Source organism: Streptomyces uncialis (assembly GCF_001905345.1).
GTDB lineage: Bacteria > Actinomycetota > Actinomycetes > Streptomycetales > Streptomycetaceae > Streptomyces > Streptomyces uncialis.
On the sequence record NZ_LFBV01000001.1, the window covers coordinates 38,513 to 60,484 of the forward strand.

At 73.2% G+C, this 21,972-nt stretch carries 16 protein-coding genes; 9 read left to right on the top strand and 7 right to left on the bottom strand.

From position 1 onward, the window contains the following. Positions 1–67: 67 nt before the first annotated feature. Positions 68–937 carry an NAD(P)-dependent oxidoreductase gene (locus tag AB852_RS00140; protein ID WP_073782333.1) on the top strand — a complete coding sequence of 290 codons (870 nt, stop codon included), beginning with the start codon at positions 68–70 and terminating at the stop codon, positions 935–937. Positions 938–1,022: 85 nt separating this feature from the next. Here the strand turns inward: AB852_RS00140 and AB852_RS00145 are convergent, their stop codons facing one another. Further along, complete coding sequence (locus tag AB852_RS00145) at positions 1,023–2,390, bottom strand: 6-phospho-beta-glucosidase (protein ID WP_073782335.1); 1,368 nt, start codon at positions 2,388–2,390, stop codon at positions 1,023–1,025. 729 nt (positions 2,391–3,119) lie between these two features. Beyond that, positions 3,120–4,100, bottom strand: a complete 981-nt coding sequence (locus AB852_RS00150) for a DMT family protein (protein ID WP_073782337.1) — start codon at positions 4,098–4,100, stop codon at positions 3,120–3,122. Positions 4,101–4,444: 344 nt separating this feature from the next. Between AB852_RS00150 and AB852_RS00155 the strand changes: the two genes are divergently transcribed. Beyond that, complete coding sequence (locus AB852_RS00155; protein WP_073782339.1) at positions 4,445–5,104, top strand: TetR/AcrR family transcriptional regulator; 660 nt, start codon at positions 4,445–4,447, stop codon at positions 5,102–5,104. Between the two features lie 222 nt (positions 5,105–5,326). Here AB852_RS00155 and AB852_RS00160 read toward each other — a convergent pair whose 3' ends face one another. Next, positions 5,327–6,265, bottom strand: coding sequence for a DUF2510 domain-containing protein (locus AB852_RS00160; RefSeq protein ID WP_073782341.1), 939 nt, complete (start codon positions 6,263–6,265; stop codon positions 5,327–5,329). A 276-nt stretch (positions 6,266–6,541) separates the two neighbouring features. Between AB852_RS00160 and AB852_RS00165 the strand changes: the two genes are divergently transcribed. After that, positions 6,542–9,244 carry an ATP-binding protein gene (locus AB852_RS00165; RefSeq protein WP_073782343.1) on the top strand — a complete coding sequence of 901 codons (2,703 nt, stop codon included), beginning with the start codon at positions 6,542–6,544 and terminating at the stop codon, positions 9,242–9,244. Positions 9,245–9,287: 43 nt separating this feature from the next. Here the strand turns inward: AB852_RS00165 and AB852_RS00170 are convergent, their stop codons facing one another. Both AB852_RS00170 and AB852_RS00175 read right to left on the bottom strand, forming a co-directional pair. Further along, on the bottom strand, positions 9,288–10,232 hold the full coding sequence (locus tag AB852_RS00170; protein ID WP_073782345.1) for a DUF3048 domain-containing protein: 945 nt from the start codon (positions 10,230–10,232) through the stop codon (positions 9,288–9,290). A gap of 133 nt (positions 10,233–10,365) precedes the next feature. Beyond that, a complete protein-coding gene (locus AB852_RS00175; protein WP_073782347.1) occupies positions 10,366–11,430 on the bottom strand; it encodes an ATP-dependent DNA ligase in 1,065 nt (354 codons plus the stop codon). A gap of 73 nt (positions 11,431–11,503) precedes the next feature. Between AB852_RS00175 and ligD the strand changes: the two genes are divergently transcribed. Further along, positions 11,504–12,592, top strand: coding sequence for a non-homologous end-joining DNA ligase (ligD, locus tag AB852_RS00180; protein WP_073782349.1), 1,089 nt, complete (start codon positions 11,504–11,506; stop codon positions 12,590–12,592). A 59-nt stretch (positions 12,593–12,651) separates the two neighbouring features. Here ligD and AB852_RS00185 read toward each other — a convergent pair whose 3' ends face one another. Together AB852_RS00185 and AB852_RS00190 are read right to left on the bottom strand one after the other, a co-directional pair. After that, positions 12,652–14,883 carry an OmpL47-type beta-barrel domain-containing protein gene (locus AB852_RS00185; protein WP_178390912.1) on the bottom strand — a complete coding sequence of 744 codons (2,232 nt, stop codon included), beginning with the start codon at positions 14,881–14,883 and terminating at the stop codon, positions 12,652–12,654. Beyond that, positions 14,883–17,435, bottom strand: a complete 2,553-nt coding sequence (locus tag AB852_RS00190; RefSeq protein ID WP_079184188.1) for a ThuA domain-containing protein — start codon at positions 17,433–17,435, stop codon at positions 14,883–14,885. The genes AB852_RS00185 and AB852_RS00190 overlap by 1 nt, the downstream gene beginning before the upstream one ends. Before the next feature lie 200 nt (positions 17,436–17,635). Here AB852_RS00190 and AB852_RS00195 point away from each other — a divergent pair, with 200 nt between their 5' ends. From AB852_RS00195 to AB852_RS00215, 5 genes are all read left to right on the top strand, one after another. After that, positions 17,636–18,718, top strand: a complete 1,083-nt coding sequence (locus AB852_RS00195; protein WP_079184189.1) for a multicopper oxidase domain-containing protein — start codon at positions 17,636–17,638, stop codon at positions 18,716–18,718. A gap of 417 nt (positions 18,719–19,135) precedes the next feature. Then, entirely contained in the window at positions 19,136–19,492 is a 357-nt protein-coding gene (locus tag AB852_RS00200; protein WP_073782353.1) for a hypothetical protein, read from the top strand. 208 nt (positions 19,493–19,700) lie between these two features. Beyond that, positions 19,701–20,009, top strand: coding sequence for a hypothetical protein (locus AB852_RS00205; RefSeq protein WP_073782355.1), 309 nt, complete (start codon positions 19,701–19,703; stop codon positions 20,007–20,009). A 19-nt stretch (positions 20,010–20,028) separates the two neighbouring features. After that, positions 20,029–21,303 (top strand): tetratricopeptide repeat protein, encoded by a 1,275-nt coding sequence (locus tag AB852_RS00210; RefSeq protein WP_073782357.1) that lies wholly within the window; start codon positions 20,029–20,031, stop codon positions 21,301–21,303. Positions 21,304–21,487: 184 nt separating this feature from the next. Further along, positions 21,488–21,910 carry a cupredoxin domain-containing protein gene (locus AB852_RS00215; protein WP_073782359.1) on the top strand — a complete coding sequence of 141 codons (423 nt, stop codon included), beginning with the start codon at positions 21,488–21,490 and terminating at the stop codon, positions 21,908–21,910. Positions 21,911–21,972: the final 62 nt, after the last annotated feature.

Consider the following 21,972-nt stretch of genomic DNA (forward strand, 5'->3'; position numbering starts at 1 on the left):
GTTACCCGGCTCCGTGCCGGAACCTTTCCGGAGACGGAGCGGAACCCCCCTGACGCACAGTCGTCCCATGTCCAACGAACCCGTTACTGTCATCGGGCTGGGGCTGATGGGCAAGGCCCTCGCCACCGCCTTTCTCCACGCCGGCCACCCCACCACCGTCTGGAACCGCACACCGGGGAAGGCGGACGCGCTCGCCGCGCGGGGCGCCGTCGTCGCACCCACCGTCGGCGACGCCGTCCGGGCGAGTTCCCTGGTCGTCGTCTGTCTGACCGACTACACCGTCGTACGGGACACACTCGCCCCGCACCGGGCCGACCTGGCCGGGCGCACCCTCGTCAATCTGACCTCGGGAACCTCCGCCGAGGCACGTGAGACCGCCGGGTGGGCGAGCGACCACCTCGACGGCGCGATCATGGCCGTTCCCGGGGTGATCGCGACTCCGGAGGCGTTCCTGCTGTTCAGTGGATCGGCCTCCGCGTTCGAGCGGCACGAGGAGACACTGAAGTGCCTCGGCAACGGGGTCTACTTCGGGGAGGACCCGGGGCTGGCCTCCCTCTACGACGTCGCGCTGCTGGGTGTCATGTGGGGCACCCTGAACGCGTTCCTGCACGGGGCCGCGCTGCTGGGTGCCGCGAAGGTCGACGCGTCCGTGTTCGCGCCGTTCGCGAACCAGTGGGTGGCGAGTGTCACCGGCTTCGTCAGCGAGTACGCCGGGCAGATCGACAAGGGGGCGTATCCGGCGGAGGACGCCTCCCTCGACACCCATCTCGCCACGATGAGGTATCTGGTGCGGGAGAGCGAGGCGGCGGGCGTCGACACCGAATGGCCGGCCCTCGTCCAGACCCTGGCCGAACGCGCCCGGGGCGCCGGGCACGCCGGTGCCAGCTACGCGAGCCTCATCGAGGTCTTCCGTGGGACCCCGCGCTCCGACAGCTGAGCGCGTCCGCCCATGTAACGGGTCCCTGGCGGCGGGAGGTTCCCCGTCGCCGGACGTCCGCGGCGCACCCGGGGCGGCGGCCCGGCTAGGTCAGATAGCCGAGCCCCGGGTGCGCGGCCACGTATCCGTCGACCAGACGCCGTGCCACGGACACGGAGTCGACCAGCGGGTGCAGGGCGAACGCCTTGACGGCCGTCGCGCGGGAACCGGAGTCCGCCGCGGCCATCACCTCGCGCTCGACCGCCTTCACGCTCGTCACCAGCCCCGCCGCGTGCGCGGGCAGCGGGCCGCCGGGCAGCGGGTGGGCGCCGTGCGCGTCCACCCGGCAGGGCGTCTCGACGACCGCGTCGGCGTCGAGCCCGGGCAGCGCGCCACGATTGCGGACGTTGAGGACCAGGGTGGCGCGTTCGTCCCGGGCGATGGCCCGCATCAGGGCGAGGGCGACCTTCTCGTAGCCGCCGGACTCGGTGAGGGACGCCTCGTCGCGCTCCCCGGCGCCCGCCGCCTCCCGGCTCTCCGACATATAGGTGGCCTCGCGTTCGGCCCGGACCTCGTCCCAGGCACGCAGTGCGGGGACGCCCGGGTCCGCGACCCGGGCATAGAACCGGGACTGCTGCTCGTCGAGGAACGCCCCCCGGGTCAGCGGCGCCGCCTGGTACGCGCGGACCGCCTCACGGTTGAAGTAGTAGTAGTGCAGATACTCGTTCGGTACGGCGCCGAGCGCGCGGAGCCAGTCCGCGCCGAACAGCCGTCCCTCCTCGAAGCTCTCCAGCAGCTCGGTGGAGGCGAACAGCCGCGGCAGCTCGTCCTCGCCGTCGATCCGCAGTCCGCGCAGCCAGCCCAGATGGTTGAGCCCGACGTAGTCGACCTCGACGTCCGAGCGCCCGGTCGCGCCCAGCGCACGGGCGACCCGGCGGCCGAGGCCCACCGGGGAGTCGCAGATGCCGATGACCCGGTCGCCCAGATGACGGGACATCGCCTCGGTGACGAGCCCCGCCGGGTTGGTGAAGTTGATGAACCAGGCGTCCGGGGCGATCTCGGCGACGCGGCGGGCGATCCGGTCCGTCACGGGCAGCGTGCGCAGCCCGTACGCGATGCCTCCGGCGCCCACGGTCTCCTGCCCGAGGACGCCTTCGGCCAGTGCGACGCGTTCGTCGGCGGCGCGGCCCGCGAGGCCGCCGACGCGGATGGCCGAGAACACGAAGTGCGCGCCGCGCAGGGCCGTGTCCAGGTCACCGGTCACGGTGAGCCGGGGGGCCGGGGGAGCGGTGGGGTCGGCCTCGGCGGCCCGCTGGGCCTGTTCCGCGAGGACCCGGGCGATCGCCGCGGCGCGGTGGGGGTCGGTGTCGTGGAGGGCGACCTCCGTGACCCTGCCCTCGGCGCGGTCCGCGAGGAGTGCGGAGTGGACCAGGGGGACGCGGAAGCCACCGCCACCGAGAATCGCGAGCCTCATACCTACGCACTCTATGCGGTACGCCCACGCCGTTGGGGTTCCCCACCTGGGCGTACTTGTTCCGGTGCGGGTCCGGACGTGGGTGCGCAGTTCCCCGCGCCCCTGAGGTCGCGCCTCTTGCGGTTCCCGTTCGGCTGCGGGCGGCCCTTGGCTGCTCGCGCAGTTCCTCGCGCCCCTGAGGTTCCCCACCTGGGCGTACTTGTTCCGGTGCGGGTCGTTCGTGGGTGCGCAGTTCCCCGCGCCCCTGAGGTCGCGCCTCTTGCGGTTCCCGTTCGGCTGCGGACGGCCCTTGGTTCCTCGCGCCCCTTCGGGGGCGCCCGAGGCCCGCGTCCGCCCGGCAGCACCGCCCCAAAGGGGCGCGAGGAACCGCGCGAACCCACCGAGCGACGGCACAGCAACAAGTGCGTCCAGCCGGGCGTACCCAGGGGCGCGGGGAACTGCGCATCCCCGTCCGACCCGCACCGGAACAAGTACGGGCACAGGTCGAAACCCAGGGGCGCGGGGAACTGCGCACCCGCGTCCGGCCCGCACCGGAAAAAGTACGGACACAGGTCGAAACCTAGGGGCGCGGGGAACTGCGCACCCCACGAGCGACGGCGCAGGAACAAGCCCGCCCAGCCGGGCGTACCCAGGGGCGCGAGGAACTGCGCACCCCCGTCCGGCCCGCACCGGAACAAGTCCGCCCAGCCGGGGAACCCCAGGGACGCCGGGGCCCCGTAAGGACCCCGCTCAGGGGGTGGGGCTCAACGGCGCCGGGCCGTCCACGTCGGCGCCCTCCGCACCGGCCCCCCGCCCGGGACCGGCCCCCCGCACGGGAGCAGGCACACGCCCAACCGAGCCCGCCCCGGACGCGACGGTCCGCGACCCCCCGCCGACACCCGACGCCCGGCCCCCGGCCGCCCTGCTGAGGACCAGGACCCCCCACCCCGCGGCCACCGCGCCCGCGACGGCCAGCGCGACCCCCGCCGCGCCACCCCGTACCCCCTCCCCGAGGAGCACGAGACCGATCGCCGCCGCGGCCACGGGATTGGCGAGGGTGAGCATCGCGAGCGGAGCGCCGAGCCCCCCGCGGTACGCGGTCTGCGCGAGCAGCAGCCCCGCCGCGGCGAACCCGGCGACCAGCAGCGCGACCACGGCGGTCCGCACACTCAGCACCGGTTCCGACCCGTCGGTCGCCGCGACGGTCACCGTCTGGGTGAGCGCCGAGGCCACCCCGGAGGTGACCCCGGACGCGGTGGCGTGCCGCAGCCCCGGGCGGGTGCCGGGCCGCGCCAGCAGCCCGATGAGCAGCGTGGTCACCCCGGCGACGGCCAGCGCCTCCGGCAGCGACAGGGTCTGGTCCGGGGCGGGCCCCGACGCGGCGAGCGTCAGTGCGGCGAGCCCCGTGAGGGCCAGCGCGATGCCCCGCCACTCCGCCCCGCTCACCCGGCGCCCCGCGAGCCGCGCGCCCAGCGGCACCGCGGCGACCAGTGTCAGCGCGCCCAGCGGCTGCACCAGCGTCAGCGGTCCGAACCGCAGGGCCGCGACATGCAGCAGCGCCCCGAAGGCGTTCAGCCCGACGGACCCCCACCACGCCCAGGCGCCGAGCAGACGCCGCATCCCGCGGTCCCGGACGGTCCTCGACGCGAGCCGTTCCTGGGTGACGGCGGCACCGGCGTACGCGACGGCCGAGACGAGCGACAGCGCGACGGCGACGACGGTGGCGTTCACCGGGTCCTCCCACGGCCGGGGAGGGACCGGCGCACGGGCAGCGTGCCGTTCCGCCCGCCCCACGCGCCCCGCGCCGGGGAGCGCGGAACGCCGAGCCCCGGGAGAGGGAGTGCTCGGTGCGGCTCCGGTGCGGAAGACCCGGTGCGGGAATCCATTCCGGCCCCTTTGCGTGAGGTGTGTGCGGCGGTGCGTGCCCGGCCGTCCGCCCAGGTGGGACAGGGCCGACGGCATTCATCGATACGCCAGTGTACCGATACGGGCCCGTATCGGTACACTGGCGTATCGATGAGGCGGCCGGATCGTGACCGACCGGGGCCTCCGGACCGGGAGGAGGGCGGAAGAGCATGCGGGAAGCGTCCGCCGCGGCACGCCGCTCCAAGATCACTCCGGAGCGCGAGCGGGAGTTCTACACCGTCGCGCTGGACCTGCTGCGCGCGAGCGGCTACGAGACGCTGAGCATGGAAGGCGTCGCCGCCCGCGCCCGGTGCGGCAAGTCGACCCTGTACCGGCAGTGGGGGACCAAGGCCCGGTTCGTCGCCGCCGCGCTCCGCTCGGAGCGCTGTCCCCGGTTCGCCGGGATCGACACCGGGAGCCTCGCCGGGGACCTGAGGGCGGCGGCCCGCGCGGCCGGCGCGGAGTCCTGCGACGACACCAGGCTGCTGCACGCCCTCGGCCACACCACCCTCCAGGACGACGAACTCCAGCGGGCGCTGTGCGAGGCGCTGGTCGAGCCGGAACTGGTCGAACTCGACGCGATGGTCGCGCGCGCCGTCGCGCGCGGGGAGATCCCGGCCGGACACCCGGCGGCGGACTTCGTCGCGGCCCAGCTCTTCGGGGTCACCCGGGTCCGGCCCCAGCTGGAGGGCCGGTTCGCCGACCCCGAGTACCTGGTCCGGCTGGTGGACGCCGTGATCCTGCCCGCGTTCGGCCTCGGGACGGCCGTCCCGGCGGCGGCGCACCCGCTCGCCGAGAAGCCGGACACCGGAGCCGAACGCTCCCCCTGAACGGCGGCCCGCCGCCCCTGGGATGACCGGTGGGCGGACCGCCGCGCGCCGCACCGTGGGGACGGGGGCGGCGCGCACCCGGCCGGGCGGGCCGTCCTCGTGAGCCATGCGGCCGCGCGCGGACGACCCGCCCGGTCCGCTCCGCCCCCACCTGGCCGACCCGCTCCACGCGAGCCCCGGCGGCGAACGGGGAGTACCGAGGGGCCGATCCGGCAGAGGACCCTAAGCGGCCTGGCCGTTGCCCGAGCCCCTGGCGGACTTCTTGATGCCCTCGGTGATCTCGTCCATCACCGACAGCGCGGGCGCCTTGTCGCTGACGTCGAAGCCGAACCGTACGACCACGAACTGCCGTGCGTCGTGCGGCGAGGGGAAGGCCAGCGACTGGACGTACCCGTCGTCGCCCTTCTCGGTGACGACCTTCCAGCGGACCAGATGGCCCTTCCCGCCCGCGACGGTCACCGGCTTGTCCGCGATCTCGTCGTGCGAGGTGAGGTCGCCGTACGAATCGGAGCCGTACGCCTCCTCGGCGGCGTCCGCGATGTCCGCCTCCGCCATCGCCCGCGCGGTGCGCTCCGTCCGCTTGAGCGCCGCCGCCGGGGCGGAGTGCGCCCCCGCCCGCGCACAGCTCTTCGTGGCGTCCCCCGGGCACGGGTACGGCCCCGTCGACACCTGCGCCCCCACGATGCCCGAATCGCCCGACCAGCCCTCGGGCACCGGCAGACTGATCCCGCTCGCCGGGTCGGCCGCGAAGCCCTTCTCGCCCTGCGGGGCGCCCGGCCGCGAGGGTGCGCCCGGGGCGCCGGGGCCGCCCTCGGGGGTGGCGCTCTCCGGGCCGCCGGGCGATTTCGGGCTGGGAGCGGTCGCCGTGCGGTCGCCGTCCTTGTCGTCGTCCAGGGTCAGCGCGTACACCCCGCCGGCCAGACCCCCGAGGACGGCAAGGGCGACGACCGCGCCTATCGCCGCGCGGACCGCCTTGCGCCGCTTCGCCGGGGGCGGGGCGACGGCCCACTGCGGATAGGCGGGCGGAGCCCAGGCGCCGGACGCGCCGAGCGCACGGGTCTGCTCCGTCCACGCGTTGCCGTCCCACCAGCGTTCCGTGGGCGGTCCGTCACTTCTCTGTCCGGGGTCGGGGTACCAGCCGGGCGGCGTCATGTGGGTCATGCGCCCACACTAGGAGCCGTGCCTGAAAGCGGGATGAGAGGGGGACCCTCCACCACGGGGCCCCCACCAGCGGCGAAGCGTTCCGGCCAACTCCCCGCGCACCCCTCGCGCACACGCTCCGCGATCGGACCGTCACGTAAAGCATATCCACCGCGGTTCGCGCAAGCTCGTCACCCGACCTGGGACAACCTGCCCTGACAGCACGCGCGTCAGCGATCCGGCCAGCTAACCTCAGGGGTCTGCAAGCCGGTTGAGCGAATCTGGGGAGGTTGCGGGATGACGCAGGGACCGTCGGACCCGTCCGGTGCCGACGCGCTGTGGGAACGCGAGAGCGAGATCGCCGCGGCGGAACAGGCCATCGAACGACTGTGTGCGGAGACACCGGCGGCCTCGGCGGGGCGTCCCGCCAGGCCCGGCAGCCTCCTGGTCTTCACTGGGGTCCCCGGGATCGGCAAGACCGCGCTGCTCACCCGGGTCCGGCGGACGGCCGAGAGCCGCGGGTGCACGGTCTGGTCGGCGCGCGGCGGCGAGACCCTGACCTCCGTCCCCTTCAACGTCGTACGGCAGTTGCTCCAGCCCGCGCTCATCACCCTCACCCCGGACGAGGCGAGGGTCCATCTCGGCGAGTGGTACGGGATCGCCGGACCGGCGCTCGGCATCGCGGAGCCGAGCGGACCGCCCGCCGACCCGCAGGGCGTCTGCGACGGACTCGAACACGGCGTCGGCCGGCTCGCGGACGCCTTGTTCCCACTGGTCCTGCTCGTGGACGACGCCCACTGGGCCGACCCCGAGACCCTGCGCTGGCTGGCCGGATTCGCCGAACGGCTGGACGAGATGCGGGTCCTCGTGGTGGTCGCGCACCGCCCGGTCGACCCCGGCAGCGCCGCCGCGCCCCATCTGGACCGCATCGGGCAGGCCGCCCGGCCCAGCGCCTCGCTGAAGAGCCTCACCCCGGACGCGGCGGCCGGACTCACCCGCGCCCGGCTCGGCGCCCACGCGGACGACCCGTTCTGCCGCCAGGTCTGGGCGGTCACCGGCGGCAACCCGTTCGACACCGTGGAACTCCTCGCCAAGGTCCAGGACCAGGAACTGGAACCGACCGAGTCGTCCGCCGACGAACTGCGCGGACTCAACCGGTCGACCCGCGGCGGCGGACTGCTCGCCCGGCTCGACGAACTCGGTCTGAGCACCCGCAAGGTCGCGAGGGCCGCCGCGATACTCGGCACCGACATCCCGCTCGACGTCGTCGCGAAACTCGCGATGCTCCCCGAGGAAGCGGCCGGCAGATGCGTCGAGGAACTGCGGGTCGCCCGTGTCCTCGCCCGCCCCGGTGCCCAGCCCGGCTCCCTGCCCGACCGGCTGGAGTTCCTGCACCCGCTGATCGCCAGCGCCATCTACCAGGCCATCCCCAGCGGCACCCGCACCGTCATGCACGGGCTGGCGGCCGAGGCGGTGCGGCTGGCCGGGCAGGGCGCCGCCGCCGCGGCCCGCCATCTGCTGGAGGTCCATCCGGACGACGACCCCGAACTGGTCGAGCAGATGCGGGCCGCCGCCCGCGAACACCTCGCCGTGGGCGCGCCCGAGGCCGCCGTCCGCTGTCTGGAACGCGCGCTGCGGGAGCCGCCGTCGGACGACTACCGGGCGGAGGTCCTGTTCGAACTCGGCTGCGCGACCCTGCTGACCTCGCCCGCCCGGACCATCGGCCATCTGCGGGAAGCCCTCGCCGCCTCCGGACTGGAGGGCAAGACCCGGGTCGACGCCGTCTGCCAGCTCGCCCAGGCACTCGTCCACAACGATCAGCTGGCGGAGGCCATCCAGGTGATCGACGAGGAGGCCGAGCGGCTGGCACCCGGCCCGCAGCGGCTGCGGCTCCAGGCCCTGCACTACATGTGGGAGGGCATTCACGCCGATGAGGAGGACTCCACCGGCCGGTCCCGCAGCCTCGCCGCGCTCGCCGAGCCCCTCACCGGCCGCGACAACTCCGAACGCGCGCTGCTGATCATCCGCGGCTTCGACGCGATGACCCGCGGCGAGAACGCCGAACTGGTCGTCGAGCTGTGCGACCGGTCCCTGATGAACGGCGTACTGCCGCCCGGACTCGGCTGGACCGACTCCGAGTGGGGCTTCGAACTGCTGATGATGCTGGGCAGTTCGTATCTGTTCAGCGACCGGCTCGACCGCGCCGAGAGCCTGTTCGGTGACGCGCTGCGCGTCTACCAGGCCAAGGGCTGGAGCGGTGGCCATCTAGCCCTGGCACACGCCTTCGTCGGATTCGTGCTGCGCAGACGCGGCAAACTCGCCGACGCCGAGGGCTTCCTGAGGGAAGCGCTGCGGCTGGCCGACCGGGTCGGCAGCGGACTGCCCATGCACTGGGACGCGGCCTGCATGCTCATCGACACCCTGACCGCCCGCGGCCATGTCGCCCAGGCCCTGGAGATCGTCGAGCGTTACGGTGTCACCCCGCCGTACCCGTCCACGATCATCATGCCGGACGCCGACTCCGTGCGCGGCAGGCTGCTGATCGAGGCCGGGCGGGTCAAGGAGGGCATCCGGGCGCTGGAGTCGGCGGAGAAGGCCGCGGCCACCGGCGGACGGCACAACACGATCATGTCCACCTGGGCCGCCGATCTGGCCCGCGCGCTCGCCAAGGACGATCCGGACCGGGCCGCCGGACTCGCCGCCGAGGCCCGCACCCAGGCCGAGCGCTTCGGGACCGACACCGCCATAGGGGAGGCCCTGCGGTGCGCGGCGGCGCTGGAGACCGGGCAGCGGGCCGTCACGCTGTACGCGCAGGCGGCGGCCTATCTGGAGGCGTCGCCCTGCGCCTATGAGCACGCGGTCGCCCGGATCGACTACGGGATCGCCGCCCGCTCGGTCACCGAACTGACCCGCGGTCTGGCCCTCGCCCGCGCCTGCGGGGCCGACGGACTCGTGGCCCGCGCCGAGCACGTCCTGGAATCGGGCCGCGGACTGGGCTGAGCCGGTGGACGGCCCCCCGCCGGAGCCCGGGGCGGCCCGCCGCTCAGCGCGCCACCAGCATCACCCACACCGGCCCGGACGCGACATCCAGCGGATCGCCGTCCGGGGTGGTGAACGTCGTCGTGTCGCGCTCCGACCGGCGCTGCCACTCACCCGCGTGGGCCCGGCCGTCGCGCAGCACCTCCGCGTCGCCCGACCCCACGGTCACGGTCAGCGGGGAGTTGTTGCCCATGAAGTCCTGGAACTGCGACTCCTTGATCTCCACCCGCTGGACGACGACGGTCGCCGCGGTCACCGGCGTACCGTCGGGCTCGGTCGCCGGTCTGCCGTCCATCGCGATCAGCCAGCGGCCCTGGTCGGCCGACCAGGTGAAGGTGAACCGCGAGGAAGGGAAACGCACGGTGCGTTCGGCCACCCGCTCCCCGCCGTCCGGCGCCGGACCGCCGCGCAGCCCGGCCCGCTCCAGAGCCTTCGCCCCGGCCGTGCGGTCCTGCACCCGCGGCGGGCGGACGTACAGATTGTGGGGCGCCGTCCGCTCGGGGTCCCGGACGAAGGCGCCCGACGGGGCGTCCCCGGGGGTCACCGGCCGCAGCGGCGCCGCGTCGATCAGCGGCAGCAGCTTGGACTGGGCGCCGGAGAACACCAGCGTGGGGTCCTGGAACTGCGCCAGCAGCTCCAGATCGGACTCCCGGGCGCTGCGCACCGGCCCCACGGAGTCCGGGAGCTTCGTCGCGTACAGCGCCATCAGCCTGCTCAGCCCCGCCTCGACCTGCTCCGCGTAGACCACGTCCGCCGCGTTCAGACCGGTCTGCGGACGGGCCTGCGGGGCATTGTCGATCTTCACGGCGAGCAGCGGCCCGGACGACTCCGCGGGCGATTCCGACGGGCCCGGTGACGAGCCGCCGGAGCACGCGCCCGCCAGGACGGCGAGCATCACCGCGATCACGACGCCGAGCGCGCCGTGCCTTGCACGAGCCGACCGTTCCATCTGTCTGCACCCCCGGAGGCGAGCGTGGGTTCTCACGGTACGACGGCGAGGACGGTCCGACCCCTCGGGCGGTTCCCATGGGCCGGGCGGCGCACGAGGCGGGCGCCGCCCACCCGGGTGCCCGCGCGCCCGTTCACGCGCCCAGGATCTCCCCCAGGTCGTAGCGCACGGGCTCGTCCAGCTGCTCGAACGTGCAGCTCTCCGGGGTCCGGTCCGGGCGCCAGCGGCGGAACCGGGCGGTGTGCCGGAACCGCGCCCCGTTCTCCATATGGTCGTATGCCACCTCGCACACCCGCTCCGGGCGCACCGGCACCCATGACAGGTCCTTCTTGCCCGACCAGCGGCTCGGCGCCCCCGGCAGCCGCGCCGACGCGTGCGCCGCCTCGTCCGCCCACGCCGCCCAGGGATGCTCAGCCGCCGACTCCATCCGCAGCGGCTCCAGCTCCGTGACCAGTTCCGCCCGGCGCTTCATCGGGAAGGCCGCGCAGACCCCCACATGCTGGAGCGCGCCCGTGTCGTCGTACAGCCCCAGCAGCAGCGAGCCGACCACCGGGCCCGACTTGTGGAAGCGGTAGCCCGCCACGACCACATCGGCGGTCCGTTCGTGCTTGACCTTGAACATCAGCCGCTCGTTCTGCCGGTACGGCAGATCCAGCGGTTTGGCGACGACCCCGTCGAGGCCCGCGCCCTCATAGGTCTCGAACCAGGAGCGCGCCACCTCCGCGTCGGTGGTCGCGGGCGCCAGATGGACCGGGGGAGCGGCCGCCGCCAGCGCCCCGGCGAGCAGCGCGCGGCGGTCGGTCAGCGGGGTGTCCAGGAGGGCGTCGTCACCGAGGGCCAGCAGATCGAAGGCGACGAACGACGCGGGGGTGCGCTCGGCGAGCGTGCGGACCCGGGAGTCGGCCGGGTGGATACGTTCGGTGAGCGCGTCGAAGTCCAGCCGTCCGTCCCGGGCGATGACGATCTCGCCGTCGACCACGCACCGCGCGGGCAGCCGGTCCGCCAGCGCGGCCACCAGCTCGGGGAAGTACCGGGTCAGCGGCTTGCCGGTACGGCTGCCCAGCTCCAGCTCGGGACCGTCCCGGAAGACGATCGCGCGGAAGCCGTCCCACTTCGCCTCGTACTGCATCCCCGGCGGGATGTCCGGCACGGACTTGGCGAGCATCGGCTTCACAGGGGGCATCACCGGCAGGTCCATACCGCGATTCTGCCCGGCGCGGCGTCATTCGTCCCGATATGCGGCCCGAGTGGCAGGCGTCTACGGTGACCGCATGGGTGCGACCAGCCACGGCAAGCCGATCGAGCTGGACGCCGGCGGGCGGACCGTGCGGCTGTCCAGCCCGGACAAGGTCTACTTCCCGGAGCGCGGCTTCACCAAGCTGGACGTCGCCCGCTACTACCTCACCGTCGGCGACGGCATCCTGCGCGCCCTGCGCGACCGCCCCACCACCCTGGAGCGCTACCCCGAGGGCGTCGACGGGGAGCACTTCTTCCAGAAACGCGCGCCGAAGAACACCCCCGACTGGATTCCCCGCGCGCACATCACCTTCCCCAGCGGCCGGTACGCCGACGAGATGTGCCCCACCGAGGTCGCCGCCGTCATCTGGGCCGCCCAGTTCGGCACCTTCACCTTCCACCCCTGGCCCGTACGGCGCGCCGACACCGACCGGCCCGACGAACTGCGCATCGACCTCGACCCGCAGCCCGGCACCGACTTCAAGGACGCCGTCGCCGCCGCCCACGAACTGCGCGCCCTCCTGGACGAACACGGCATGCGCGGCTGGCCCAAGACCTCCGGCGGACGCGGTCTGCACGTCTTCGTCCCCGTCGAACCCCGCTGGACGTTCACCCAGGTCCGCCGCTGCGCCATCGCCTGCGGACGCGAACTCGAACGCCGGATGCCCGGCCGGGTCACCACCGCCTGGTGGAAGGAGGAACGCGGCACCCGGATCTTCGTGGACTACAACCAGACCGCCCGGGACCGCACGATCGCCTCCGCCTACTCGGTGCGCCCCCGCCCGCACGCCCCCGTCTCCGCGCCGCTGCGCTGGGACGAGGTCGACGACGTCACCCCGAGGGACTTCGACCTGGCGACCATGCCGGTCCGCTACGCCGAACTCGGTGATGTCCACGCCGCGATGGACGACGAGCGGCACTCCCTCGAACCCCTGCTGGAACTGGCCCGCCGCGACGAGCACGACCACGGGCTCGGGGACCTGCCCTACCCGCCGGAGTACCCGAAGATGCCCGGCGAACCCAAACGCGTCCAGCCCAGCCGCGCCCGCCACGACGAGCCCGACGACGACACCGCCGCGGGCGGGACCGGGACCGGGACCGGGGACGCGGCCGGGGACGGCTGAGCCCCCGCGCGGAACATTCCCACGCGAGGGCCCGGACGCCGTGTGCGCACCGGCTGCGGCTACAGCTCCTGGATCCTGATGTCGCGGTACGAGACCACATCGCTCGTCCCGTGCACCTGGAGCCCGATGAAGCCGGACGCGAACCTGCGTCCGTCGGTCCCGGGGTCGTCCGCCCGGGGCGGCTCGAAGAGCCGGCCGCCCGTGTTGTCGAACTCGTTGATCAGCACCCCGTTGCGCAGCACCGAGTACCGCTGGTCCACCACCCGGATCTCGTAGTCGTTCCAGGTGCCCTTCGGGGTGACACCCGCCCCGGCGAGCGGCACCCGGTCGAAGCCGTACACCGAACCGGTCTTGTACATGTCCCCGGCCGGCCGGTCGAGGACCTGCACCTCATGGCCGTACTTGATGGCGACCCACTCCGGACGGGACTCCTCCGGATGCCCCTCGGGCCGCGGGAAGCGCGTGAACACCCCGGAGTTGGCGTTCCCGTCGCCCGGGGCGTCGTCCCGCCACTGGAGCTTCAGCGAGAAGTCCCCGTACGTACGCTCCGCGAACCACAGCATGCCGAGGCCGCCCCGGTCGGTGCCCGAGGTCATCGTGCCGTCACCGTTCAGGGCGAACGAACCGCCGCCCGCGTGACGCCACTTGGCGAACGAGGACGCCGTACCGTCGAAGATCGCGCGATAGCCGGTCTGCTGCCCCGGCTTGCCGATCCCCGACTGCTTCGCCGCCCGGTTGATCTTGTTGTACTCCCGCTGGTCGATCGCCCCGGCCGCGCGCAGCCGGTCCGTCACCGCCTTCACATGCTTCAGGAACAAGGCGTGCGACGACCACTGCCGCTCGTCCTCGATCATCTCGTTGATCCGGCACCGGTTGTCGGTGACCCGGTTGGGGACACCCGTGTCCACCGTGCCGACCGCGACGGTCAGCCGCTCGTCGTGCTCCGCGCACGCCGGGCCCGGGACCCCGCCGCCCGGGACGACCGTGAACGCGACCCGCTGGGCGGCCGAGGTGTTCCCGGCCTTGTCGGAGGCCCGGTACAGCACGGTGTGCGCACCCGCCCGGTCCACCACCAGCGGCGCCCCGTAGGCGAGGTACGGCCCGCCGTCCAGCGAGTACTCGGTCCGCTCCACGCCCGACCCGGAGTCCGTGGCCGTCACGGTCACCGTGGCACGCGCCAGATACGCCCCGCTGGAGTCGCGTTCCCCGGTGACCGCCGCCGCGACGGTCGGCGGGGTGGTGTCCGGCGTGGGTGGCGTGACGACCACGAACTCGGTGCTCTTCCCGGTCGCCTGGTTGCCCGCCTTGTCGGTGGCCCGGTAGCGCACCAGATGGGTGCCCGCCTCGTGGACCATCACGGGAGCCGTGTACGGCTGCCACGCGCCGCTCTCCCCGAGCGCGTACTCGATGGTGTTGACGCCGGTACCGGTGTCGGACGCCGTGACCGTCACGGTCGCCATCCCCAGATAGCGGCCCTGCTCGTCGCGTTCCCCGGTGACGGTCGCCGAGGTCTCCGGCGGTGTCGTGTCGTCCGAGGAGGGCGCGGCGACCGTGAACCGCTCGGTCCGCTCGTCCGCCGTGTTGCCCGCCTTGTCGGTCGCCCGGTAGCGGATCGCGTGCTCCCCGACCTGGTTCACCACCAGCGGGGCGGTGTACGGCTGCCAGGCCCCGGCCGCGCCGACCGCGTACTCGATCCGGTCGACCCCCGACCCCGCGTCCGTCGCGCTCAGCGTCACGGACGCCGAACCGACGTACGCGCCGTCGGTGTTCCGGCTGCCCTCGACCTTCGCCGCGGTCTGCGGCGCCGTCACGTCCTCGCCGCCCGGATCGGTGACCGTGAGGATGCCCTGCATGGTCCCGTGACCGGGGATCGTGCAGTAGTAGCGGTAGCGGCCCGGGGTGAGGACCACCTCGGCGGTGTGCTTGCCCGCCTGGTCGTCGTTCGGATTGGCGAGGATGTTCAGCGGTACGTCGTTGTTGTACTCGGGGTCCGCCACGTCGAAGGTCAGGGTGTGCGGCATCCCCGTGGTGTTCCCGGTGGCCGCGCTGTTCTCGAAGACGATCGTCGTCGCCCCCGCCACGGCCGTGGCCGGCGCGGAGACATACCGGGAGATGTCGTCGTCGGCCGTCCAGGTCAGCGTCTGCGCGGCCCGGGACCCGTCCGCGGCGGACGTACCGCCCGCGCCGTCGGAACCGCCGTACGCGATCGTCGAGTTCAGCCCCAGCAACATCACCAGTGACGCGAGCAGCGCCGTCCAGATCCGTGCGGACCGTCCGCCTCTCCCGCGCATCACTGCCCCTTCCCGACCAGGTCGGCGGCGGCCGGGGTCGGCCCACCGCCCCGGTACGTGACCCGCCACAGCGCGGAACGCGGGTCCGAGGTGAAGAAGCCCCGCCCGTAGTCGAGCACGTACAGCGCGCCGTCCGGACCGAACTTCCAGTCCATGAGGTTGCGGATGCCGTCGGCACCCACCGGCACGATCTTCTTCAACGACTCCGCGTGCACCGGCAGCCCTCCCTCGCCCTGGGTCGCCTCGTCCATCAGCACCGCGTTACGCGGCTGGTCACCGTCGTAGAAGTCCCCGACGAACCACTTGCCGTCCCAGTAGGCGGGCCACTTCACCGCACTGTCCCCGGCAGCGTCGTAGCGGTACACCGGCCCGGTCATGGTGGCCTGCGCACCGCCCTTCAGCCACGGCAGCAGCAGCTCGGTGTCCGCCTGCCGGTACGACGGCACCCCGTTCGCGTCCCGGGGGTAGTCGGGGGCGCCGCCCTGCGGCGAGTACCAGATGTTGTTCGCCGTCACCGGCGGCAGATTGACGAGACCGTCGTTGTGCGGGGACTCGTTCTTCGGCTTCGCGCAGTCGTACCAGCCCAGCGGCTGCGCCGGATCGGGCAGGTTGCGGTCACGGTAGGGCTGGTTGTTGCCCATGCAGAACGGCCAGCCCCGGTTGGACGCCTTGGTGATCGCGGCGAACGTGTCGTACTTCGCCGGACCCCAGGTCGTGGACGGCGCGCCCGCGTCGGGACCGACCCAGCCCGCGTACAGGACATCCGTCTCGCGGTCCACGAAGATCCGCGACGGGTTGCGCACCCCCATCACATAGATCTCGCCCCGGGTCTTCCCGCCGCCCTCGGCGTTCTCCCGGCCCGTGAAGAGGTTCCCCGCGGGCAGGGTGTACGAGCCGTCCGGCTCCGGGTGGATACGCAGGATCTTGCCGTTGAGGTTGTTGGTGTTGCCCGAGGTGCGGCGCGCGTCGGCGAATCCGACGCCCTTGTACTCGGGCACCGGGTTGTTGCCCGAGTAACCGTCGCTGAAGCCGCTGGAGTTGTTGTCACCCGTCGCGATGTAGAGATTGCCCTTCGAGTCCCAGGCCATCCCGCCGCCCGCGTGACAGCAGCTGTGGACCTGCACCGGCCAGCTGAGCAGCACCTTCTCACTGGACGCGGCGAGCCTGTTCGTCGCCCGGTCGAGAGTGAAGCGCGACACGTACCGCTGGGCGATCCGCTTGTCCCGGTCCACCTTCGCGTGCGGCGTGTAGTGCAGGTACACCCAGCCGTTGTCCGCGAAGTCCGGGTCCAGCTCGATACCGAGCAGTCCCTCCTCGTTCTTGGTCAGCTCACCGCCGCCGCCCTTGTTGCCGAAGACGGTCACCGACCCCGCGAGGCTCACCCGCCCGGTCGCCGGGTCGTAGACATGGATCTCGCCCTCGCCCTTGCCGATGTCCGGGTCCGCCCAGTCGGTGACCACCGGACGGGAGGAGTCCGCACCGCCCCGCCCGATGTAGAACACCCGCCCGTCGGGCGCGGTCACCAGCCCGTGCGGCTCCCCGATCTGGTCGTGCTGCCCCGGCTGATTGGGCTTGGTCAGCCGCTCCGCCCGGTAGCTGGCGGTGATCGACGCCTTGCAGTCGGCCCGCGCCTGCCGGTTGGTCCACCGCAGCGCGCCCCGCACATGGGTACGGAAGTCGGTCTCGTCCCACGCGTCGGCGGTGCCGCCCATCGCGGTGTAGAAGGAGCGCCCGCCGTCGTAGTCCCGGCACCAGGACACCGGATGGTCCCAGCCGTTGCCGCCCGCGCCCGGCTTGTACGTCGACTCCCGGACCCGGGCCAGGGTGTGCACCTGACCGGACGGGTTCTTCTCCCAGTTCAGCCAGGTGTCCGGCCGCTTCCACCGCACCGGGAGATCCTTGGTCGCCGGATGGACCCGGTCCCCGACCTCCACGGTCGCCCGCTGCGCGGACACCGGTCCGCCGTCCGCCGGACGGGCCCCGATCAGCCCGGTGAACCAGTCGGAGTACGGCTCGGCGCGCGCAGCGTCATGCACCCCGAGGAAGCCGCCACCGGCCTCCATGTACGCCTCCAGGCCCGCCTCCTGCTCCGGGTCGAGGACATCGCCGCCCCCGGTCAGGAACACCACGGAGTGGAACCGGCCGAGCCGGCGGGCATCGGTGAAGACGGCTGGGTCGCCGGTCGCCGTCACCGCGAACCGCTGCCCGGCCGGACCGGTCAGCCCGATCCGTTCGATCGCCGCGATCCCCGCGTTCACGACCGGTGACTCCTCACCGCCGGACGCCGAGCCGTGATAGATCAGCACCCGTACCTTGGCCCCGCCCGGCGGCGAGGGCAGGGACATCGTTGTCGGCGACGGTGCCGGGTCCGGCCGCGCCGAGGCGGTGGGGCCCGAAAGCCCCCCGGAGACGACGGCGCCCGTGACCAGGACAGCCGCCCAGCGTCTGCGGGACCTCCTCGCGGCCCCGGCGCGGACCGGTCCGGTCGGCGCGCCCTTCGATCCGCTCAACCCAGTTACGGCTGAGTGCCTGTGATGCGGTGTCAGCCGCATGTGCTTACCACCCCTCTGCCATCCCAGCGACAGCGCCGACGAAGCTAGACCTCTTTCGCGGCTTCGCCAATAGGTAACGCCGGAAAAACCCGAACTTTGTCCTGGGAGTGGAGAAACGATCGTTCCGCGGTTACGGTGTGGCCGTTCCCGGGGTGCGCCGCGCCCCGGCCGATCGCCTTACGAGAGCGGGAGGTTCGACGATGCGCGACGCGACGGGCGGCAGGCCGGACGGGGTGCCGGAGCGGGCGGACACACCGGGTCCGGACCTCGTGGGTGCTCCGGAGCGGCCTGTGCCGGACGGGGGCGGGCGCTCCGTCCCCGGCTTCGGCAGACGGCTGTTCGGCAGACGGTTCCTCGCCGGGGGCGCGGTGGTCGCGACCGGGCTGACATCGATGTCGGCGGCGATACCGGTGAGTTCCGCCGCTGCCGCCCCGCCGCGTACCGCACCCGCCGGGGGAGCGGTACGGCGGATCAAGATGTACGCGGAGAAGCTGTCCGACGGACGGATGGGCTACGGCTTCGAGAAGGGCAAGGCGTCCGTGCCCGGTCCGCTCGTCGAGGTCAACGAGGGCGACACCGTGCACATCGAGTTCGAGAACACGATGGACGTGGCCGTCAGCCTGCATGTGCACGGTCTCGACTACGAGATCACCAGCGACGGCACCGCCATGAACAAGAGCGATGTCCCGCCGGGCGGCAAGCGGACGTACACCTGGCGCACCCACACGCCCGGCCGCCGCAAGGACGGCACCTGGCGGGCGGGCAGCGCGGGTTACTGGCACTACCACGACCATGTGGTGGGCACCGAGCACGGCACCGGCGGCATCCGCAAGGGCCTGTACGGGCCGGTGATCGTCCGCAGGAAGGGCGACATCCTCCCCGACGCGACCCACACCGTCGTCTTCAACGACATGAACATCAACAATCGCCCCGCGCACAGCGGCCCCGACTTCGAGGCGACCGTCGGTGACCGGGTCGAGTTCATCGTCATCACCCACGGCGAGTACTACCACACGTTCCATATGCACGGACATCGCTGGGCCGACAACCGCACGGGCATGCTCACCGGGCCCGACGACCCGAGCCAGGTCATCGACAACAAGATCTGCGGGCCCGCCGACTCGTTCGGCTTCCAGATCGTCGCGGGGGAGGGCGTGGGCGCCGGCGCCTGGATGTACCACTGCCATGTGCAGAGCCATTCGGACATGGGCATGGTGGGCCTGTTCCTGGTGAAGAAGCCGGACGGGACGATCCCGGGGTACGAGCCGCATCATCCCCACTGAGGCGGCGGGGCGCGGGGGTTGGGGGGTTCTCTCGGCTCCCCTTCCTGTGCGGGATGTCTTCGGTTGCCGTGCCCGGGCCCTTGGGGGTGGGCGCGCTTGTTCCTGTGCGGGTTGTCCGTGGGTGCGCAGTTCCCCGCGCCCCTTCGGGCACGGTGGTGGGGCTGTGGTTGTTTGCCGGGTGCGGGTCAGCTCGTGGTGCGTGGTTCCTCGCGCCCCTTCGGGGTCGGTGGTGGGGGCTGTGGTTGTTTGCCGGGTGCGGGTTGTTCGTGGGGGTGCGTGGTCCTCGGCGATTCGGGTGTTCGGTCCTTTGGGATGAACCGTGGGTTCGGTTGCTGTGGAGAATCGTTTGGGCACGCTGGGTGACACGTAAGGTGATCTTCGTTCCAGTGCAGCTCCGGGGAAAGGATCACCCTCACCGTGCGTCTCCGTACCTCCGCCGCGACCGCCGTCGCCGCGTCCCTCGCCTTCCTGTTCACCCTGTCGGGCACCGCCGCCGCGGCGACCGGGCAGTTCGCGTACAAGTACCACGGGCTGGACGGGCAGTTGCGGACGGCCGTGCTCCAGGACCCGCCGAGCGGGGAGTGTGTGACGCTGCCCGAGGTCGCCGACCCGGACGCCTCCTCGCCCGCCGTCGCCCCGTGGAACGACACGGACGCCTGGGCGACCGTCTACAGCGAGGCCGACTGCACAGGACGCGAGTGGAACCTCCGTCCCCACGGCCGCCCGGCCACGGAGCGGCTGGAGCTGCGTTCGGTGCTGCTCTGGCAGTTCTGACCCGGCACCCCGGACGGGGGCGGCGGCCCGGCAGCGGGCCGCCGCCCCCGTCCGCGTGAGCGCCCGCGCCAGGTTGACGGGGTCCGGGCGATCTCCGCGTGTCGGGGCGGGGGCCGACTCGTTGGTGCAAGTGCGGTGGCCGGGTCCGTCCGGCCGGTCGTGACCAGTACGGCACCGGGACAGGGTCCCGGACGAAGGAGGCGGCGTGATGGGCGTGGAGACACGAGGTACGCGCGGTGGCGCGGGACGTGTGGGTGTGCGGACGGCGGTGCTGGGAGCGGTGGCCGGGGTGGCACTGGTTCCGGCGGGCGCCGCTCACGCGAGCATCATCGGGATCGGCAACGCGGTCTTCGGCAACGCTTGTGTCACCCAGGGCGATTCCCGTGCCGTGGGCGTCACCGCGGCCGGGAGCGGGCTGGGGGGCGGCAACCAGACCGGTCTGCCGCTGGACCTCCGGCGCAACCAGTGCGGCAACAGCGGCGTCGTCTGCTTCGTCGACCTCCGACCGAGTGTGTGAACGGTCCGGTGAGCGGCCGGTGACCGGCGCGACGGCGGTCAGCGGGGAAGCGGAGACCGCGGCGCTGGGCGAGCGGGCGGTGGAGGCACTGCTGTCCCTCAGCGGGCGGACGCTTCCGCTGCTGCGCCAGTGGGTCGGCTCGGAGCCGGACCACGGGGTGGCGCGGGCGCTGCTGGCGCTGGTGACCGGTGACCGGTGGGACGAAGCGGTGCTCAAGGAGCAGCTGGTGATCGCCCACCGGGACGCGCGGGCCGCCGGTGAGCGGGAGGCGAGCCTGGTGTACGGGGTGTTCCTCCACACCCACCGGCAGTACCGGCTGACGGCCGATCATCTGGTGGGACATTTCGGCCGCTGGCCCGCCGACGAGCTCGCCGGTCTCATGCTGGGCGCGTTCTCCTCGTGCGGGGACGACGCCTACCGTGCGCACGGCGATGCCCTTGTGGAGGAGCACGCGGCGCTGGCCGGTCCGGAGAGCTGGTCGTGGACGGGCCGGCTGGCGGCGGCCCGGGCGGAGCAGGGCCGGGTACGGGAGGCGCACGGACTGGCCGGGCGGGCCCTGGCCCTCCACCCCCGCTCGGGCGTGGCAGCGCACGCCCTCGCGCACGCCGAGCACGAGCTGGGGGCGGGTCCCGACGGCGCCGGTTTCCTGGACGAGTGGCTGCGTGCCGACCCGCACGCGGCGCAGTCACGGCATCTCAACTGGCATGCCGCACTCCAGTCCCTCGCCTGCGGCGACTTCCCGGACGCGCGCCGGCGCGCGGACACGGCACTGGCCCGCACGGACGTCGGTATGAGAGCCGCGACGAACTGGCGCCTGCTCCTGGCCGGACAGGCACCGGCGGGCCGGAGCGACCTGGACCATGTGCGGGAGCTGCTCGCCGCGCCGGGCGGGACGGCCGAGGTCTTCCATACCTTCAATCTCGCCCTGGCCCTGGCCGTGGAGGCCGCCACCGACGATCTGCACGTCCTGGCCCGCCGGGCCGCCGCCGACGAGCGCGCCGACTACCGCGAGGTCCTCGCCCCCGTCGTACGGGCGCTGGCGGAGATCACCGCCGGGCGCCCCCGGGCGGCGGTGGAGCTGCTGAGCGGTCTGGGTGAGGGGGTGAAGCGTATCGGCGGGGTGCGGGTCGAGCGCGAGATCGTCCAGGACACCCTCGCCCGCGCCCTCGTCGACACGGGGGACCACACGCGCGCCGCCGAGCTGCTGCACCACCGAACCACCACCCGCCCCCATCACACCTACGAGGACCTTCTTCTCGCCGCGCGCGCTCCGGCCGCCACGGTCGGTGTCTGATCCCTCACCGGGGCGGGAGGTACGGGGATGTCCGGAATCAGCTCACCCGAACGGTGTGCGCGGGGCGTCATCCGGACGGCTGTGCCCGGTGGCCCTGCGTGTCGCCGCGCGTTCTAGTGAGGCCGACGGCCCCGTGCCCGGGGCGCGCACGCCGCCGAGGACGCGGCCGGACCCCGGAGCCCGTATGAATGCCAGGTCACCGCGCCACCGGCCGACCCGCCGGTCCCGGGCCCGCGCCGCCGTGGCCGTGCTCGCCGTGCTGTGCCTGCCGCTGGCCGCGTGCTCGGGCGGCGGGGGCGGCGGAAGTACCCCGTCGTCCGCGACGCCCTCGGCCACCGGGCCGTCCGGCTCCACGCGGGCCACCCTGGTGATCCGGGACTTCGCGTTCGTCCCCGCCGATCTTCCCGTGGCCCCGGGCGGGCGCGTCACCGTGACCAACGAGGACTCGGTGACCCATACGGTCACCGCCGCCGGGGGCGACGCCTTCGACACCGGTGACATCGCGCCGGGCGCCACCGCCACGTTCACCGCGCCCGGCGAACGCGGCGGCTATCCGTACACCTGCACGATCCATCCGTCCATGCTGGGCACGCTCGTCGTCGGCTGACCGCCGCCGGTCACCGGCCGCGTCCCTCCGCTCCGGCGGCGGGCGGCGGGCCGTGGTGGAAC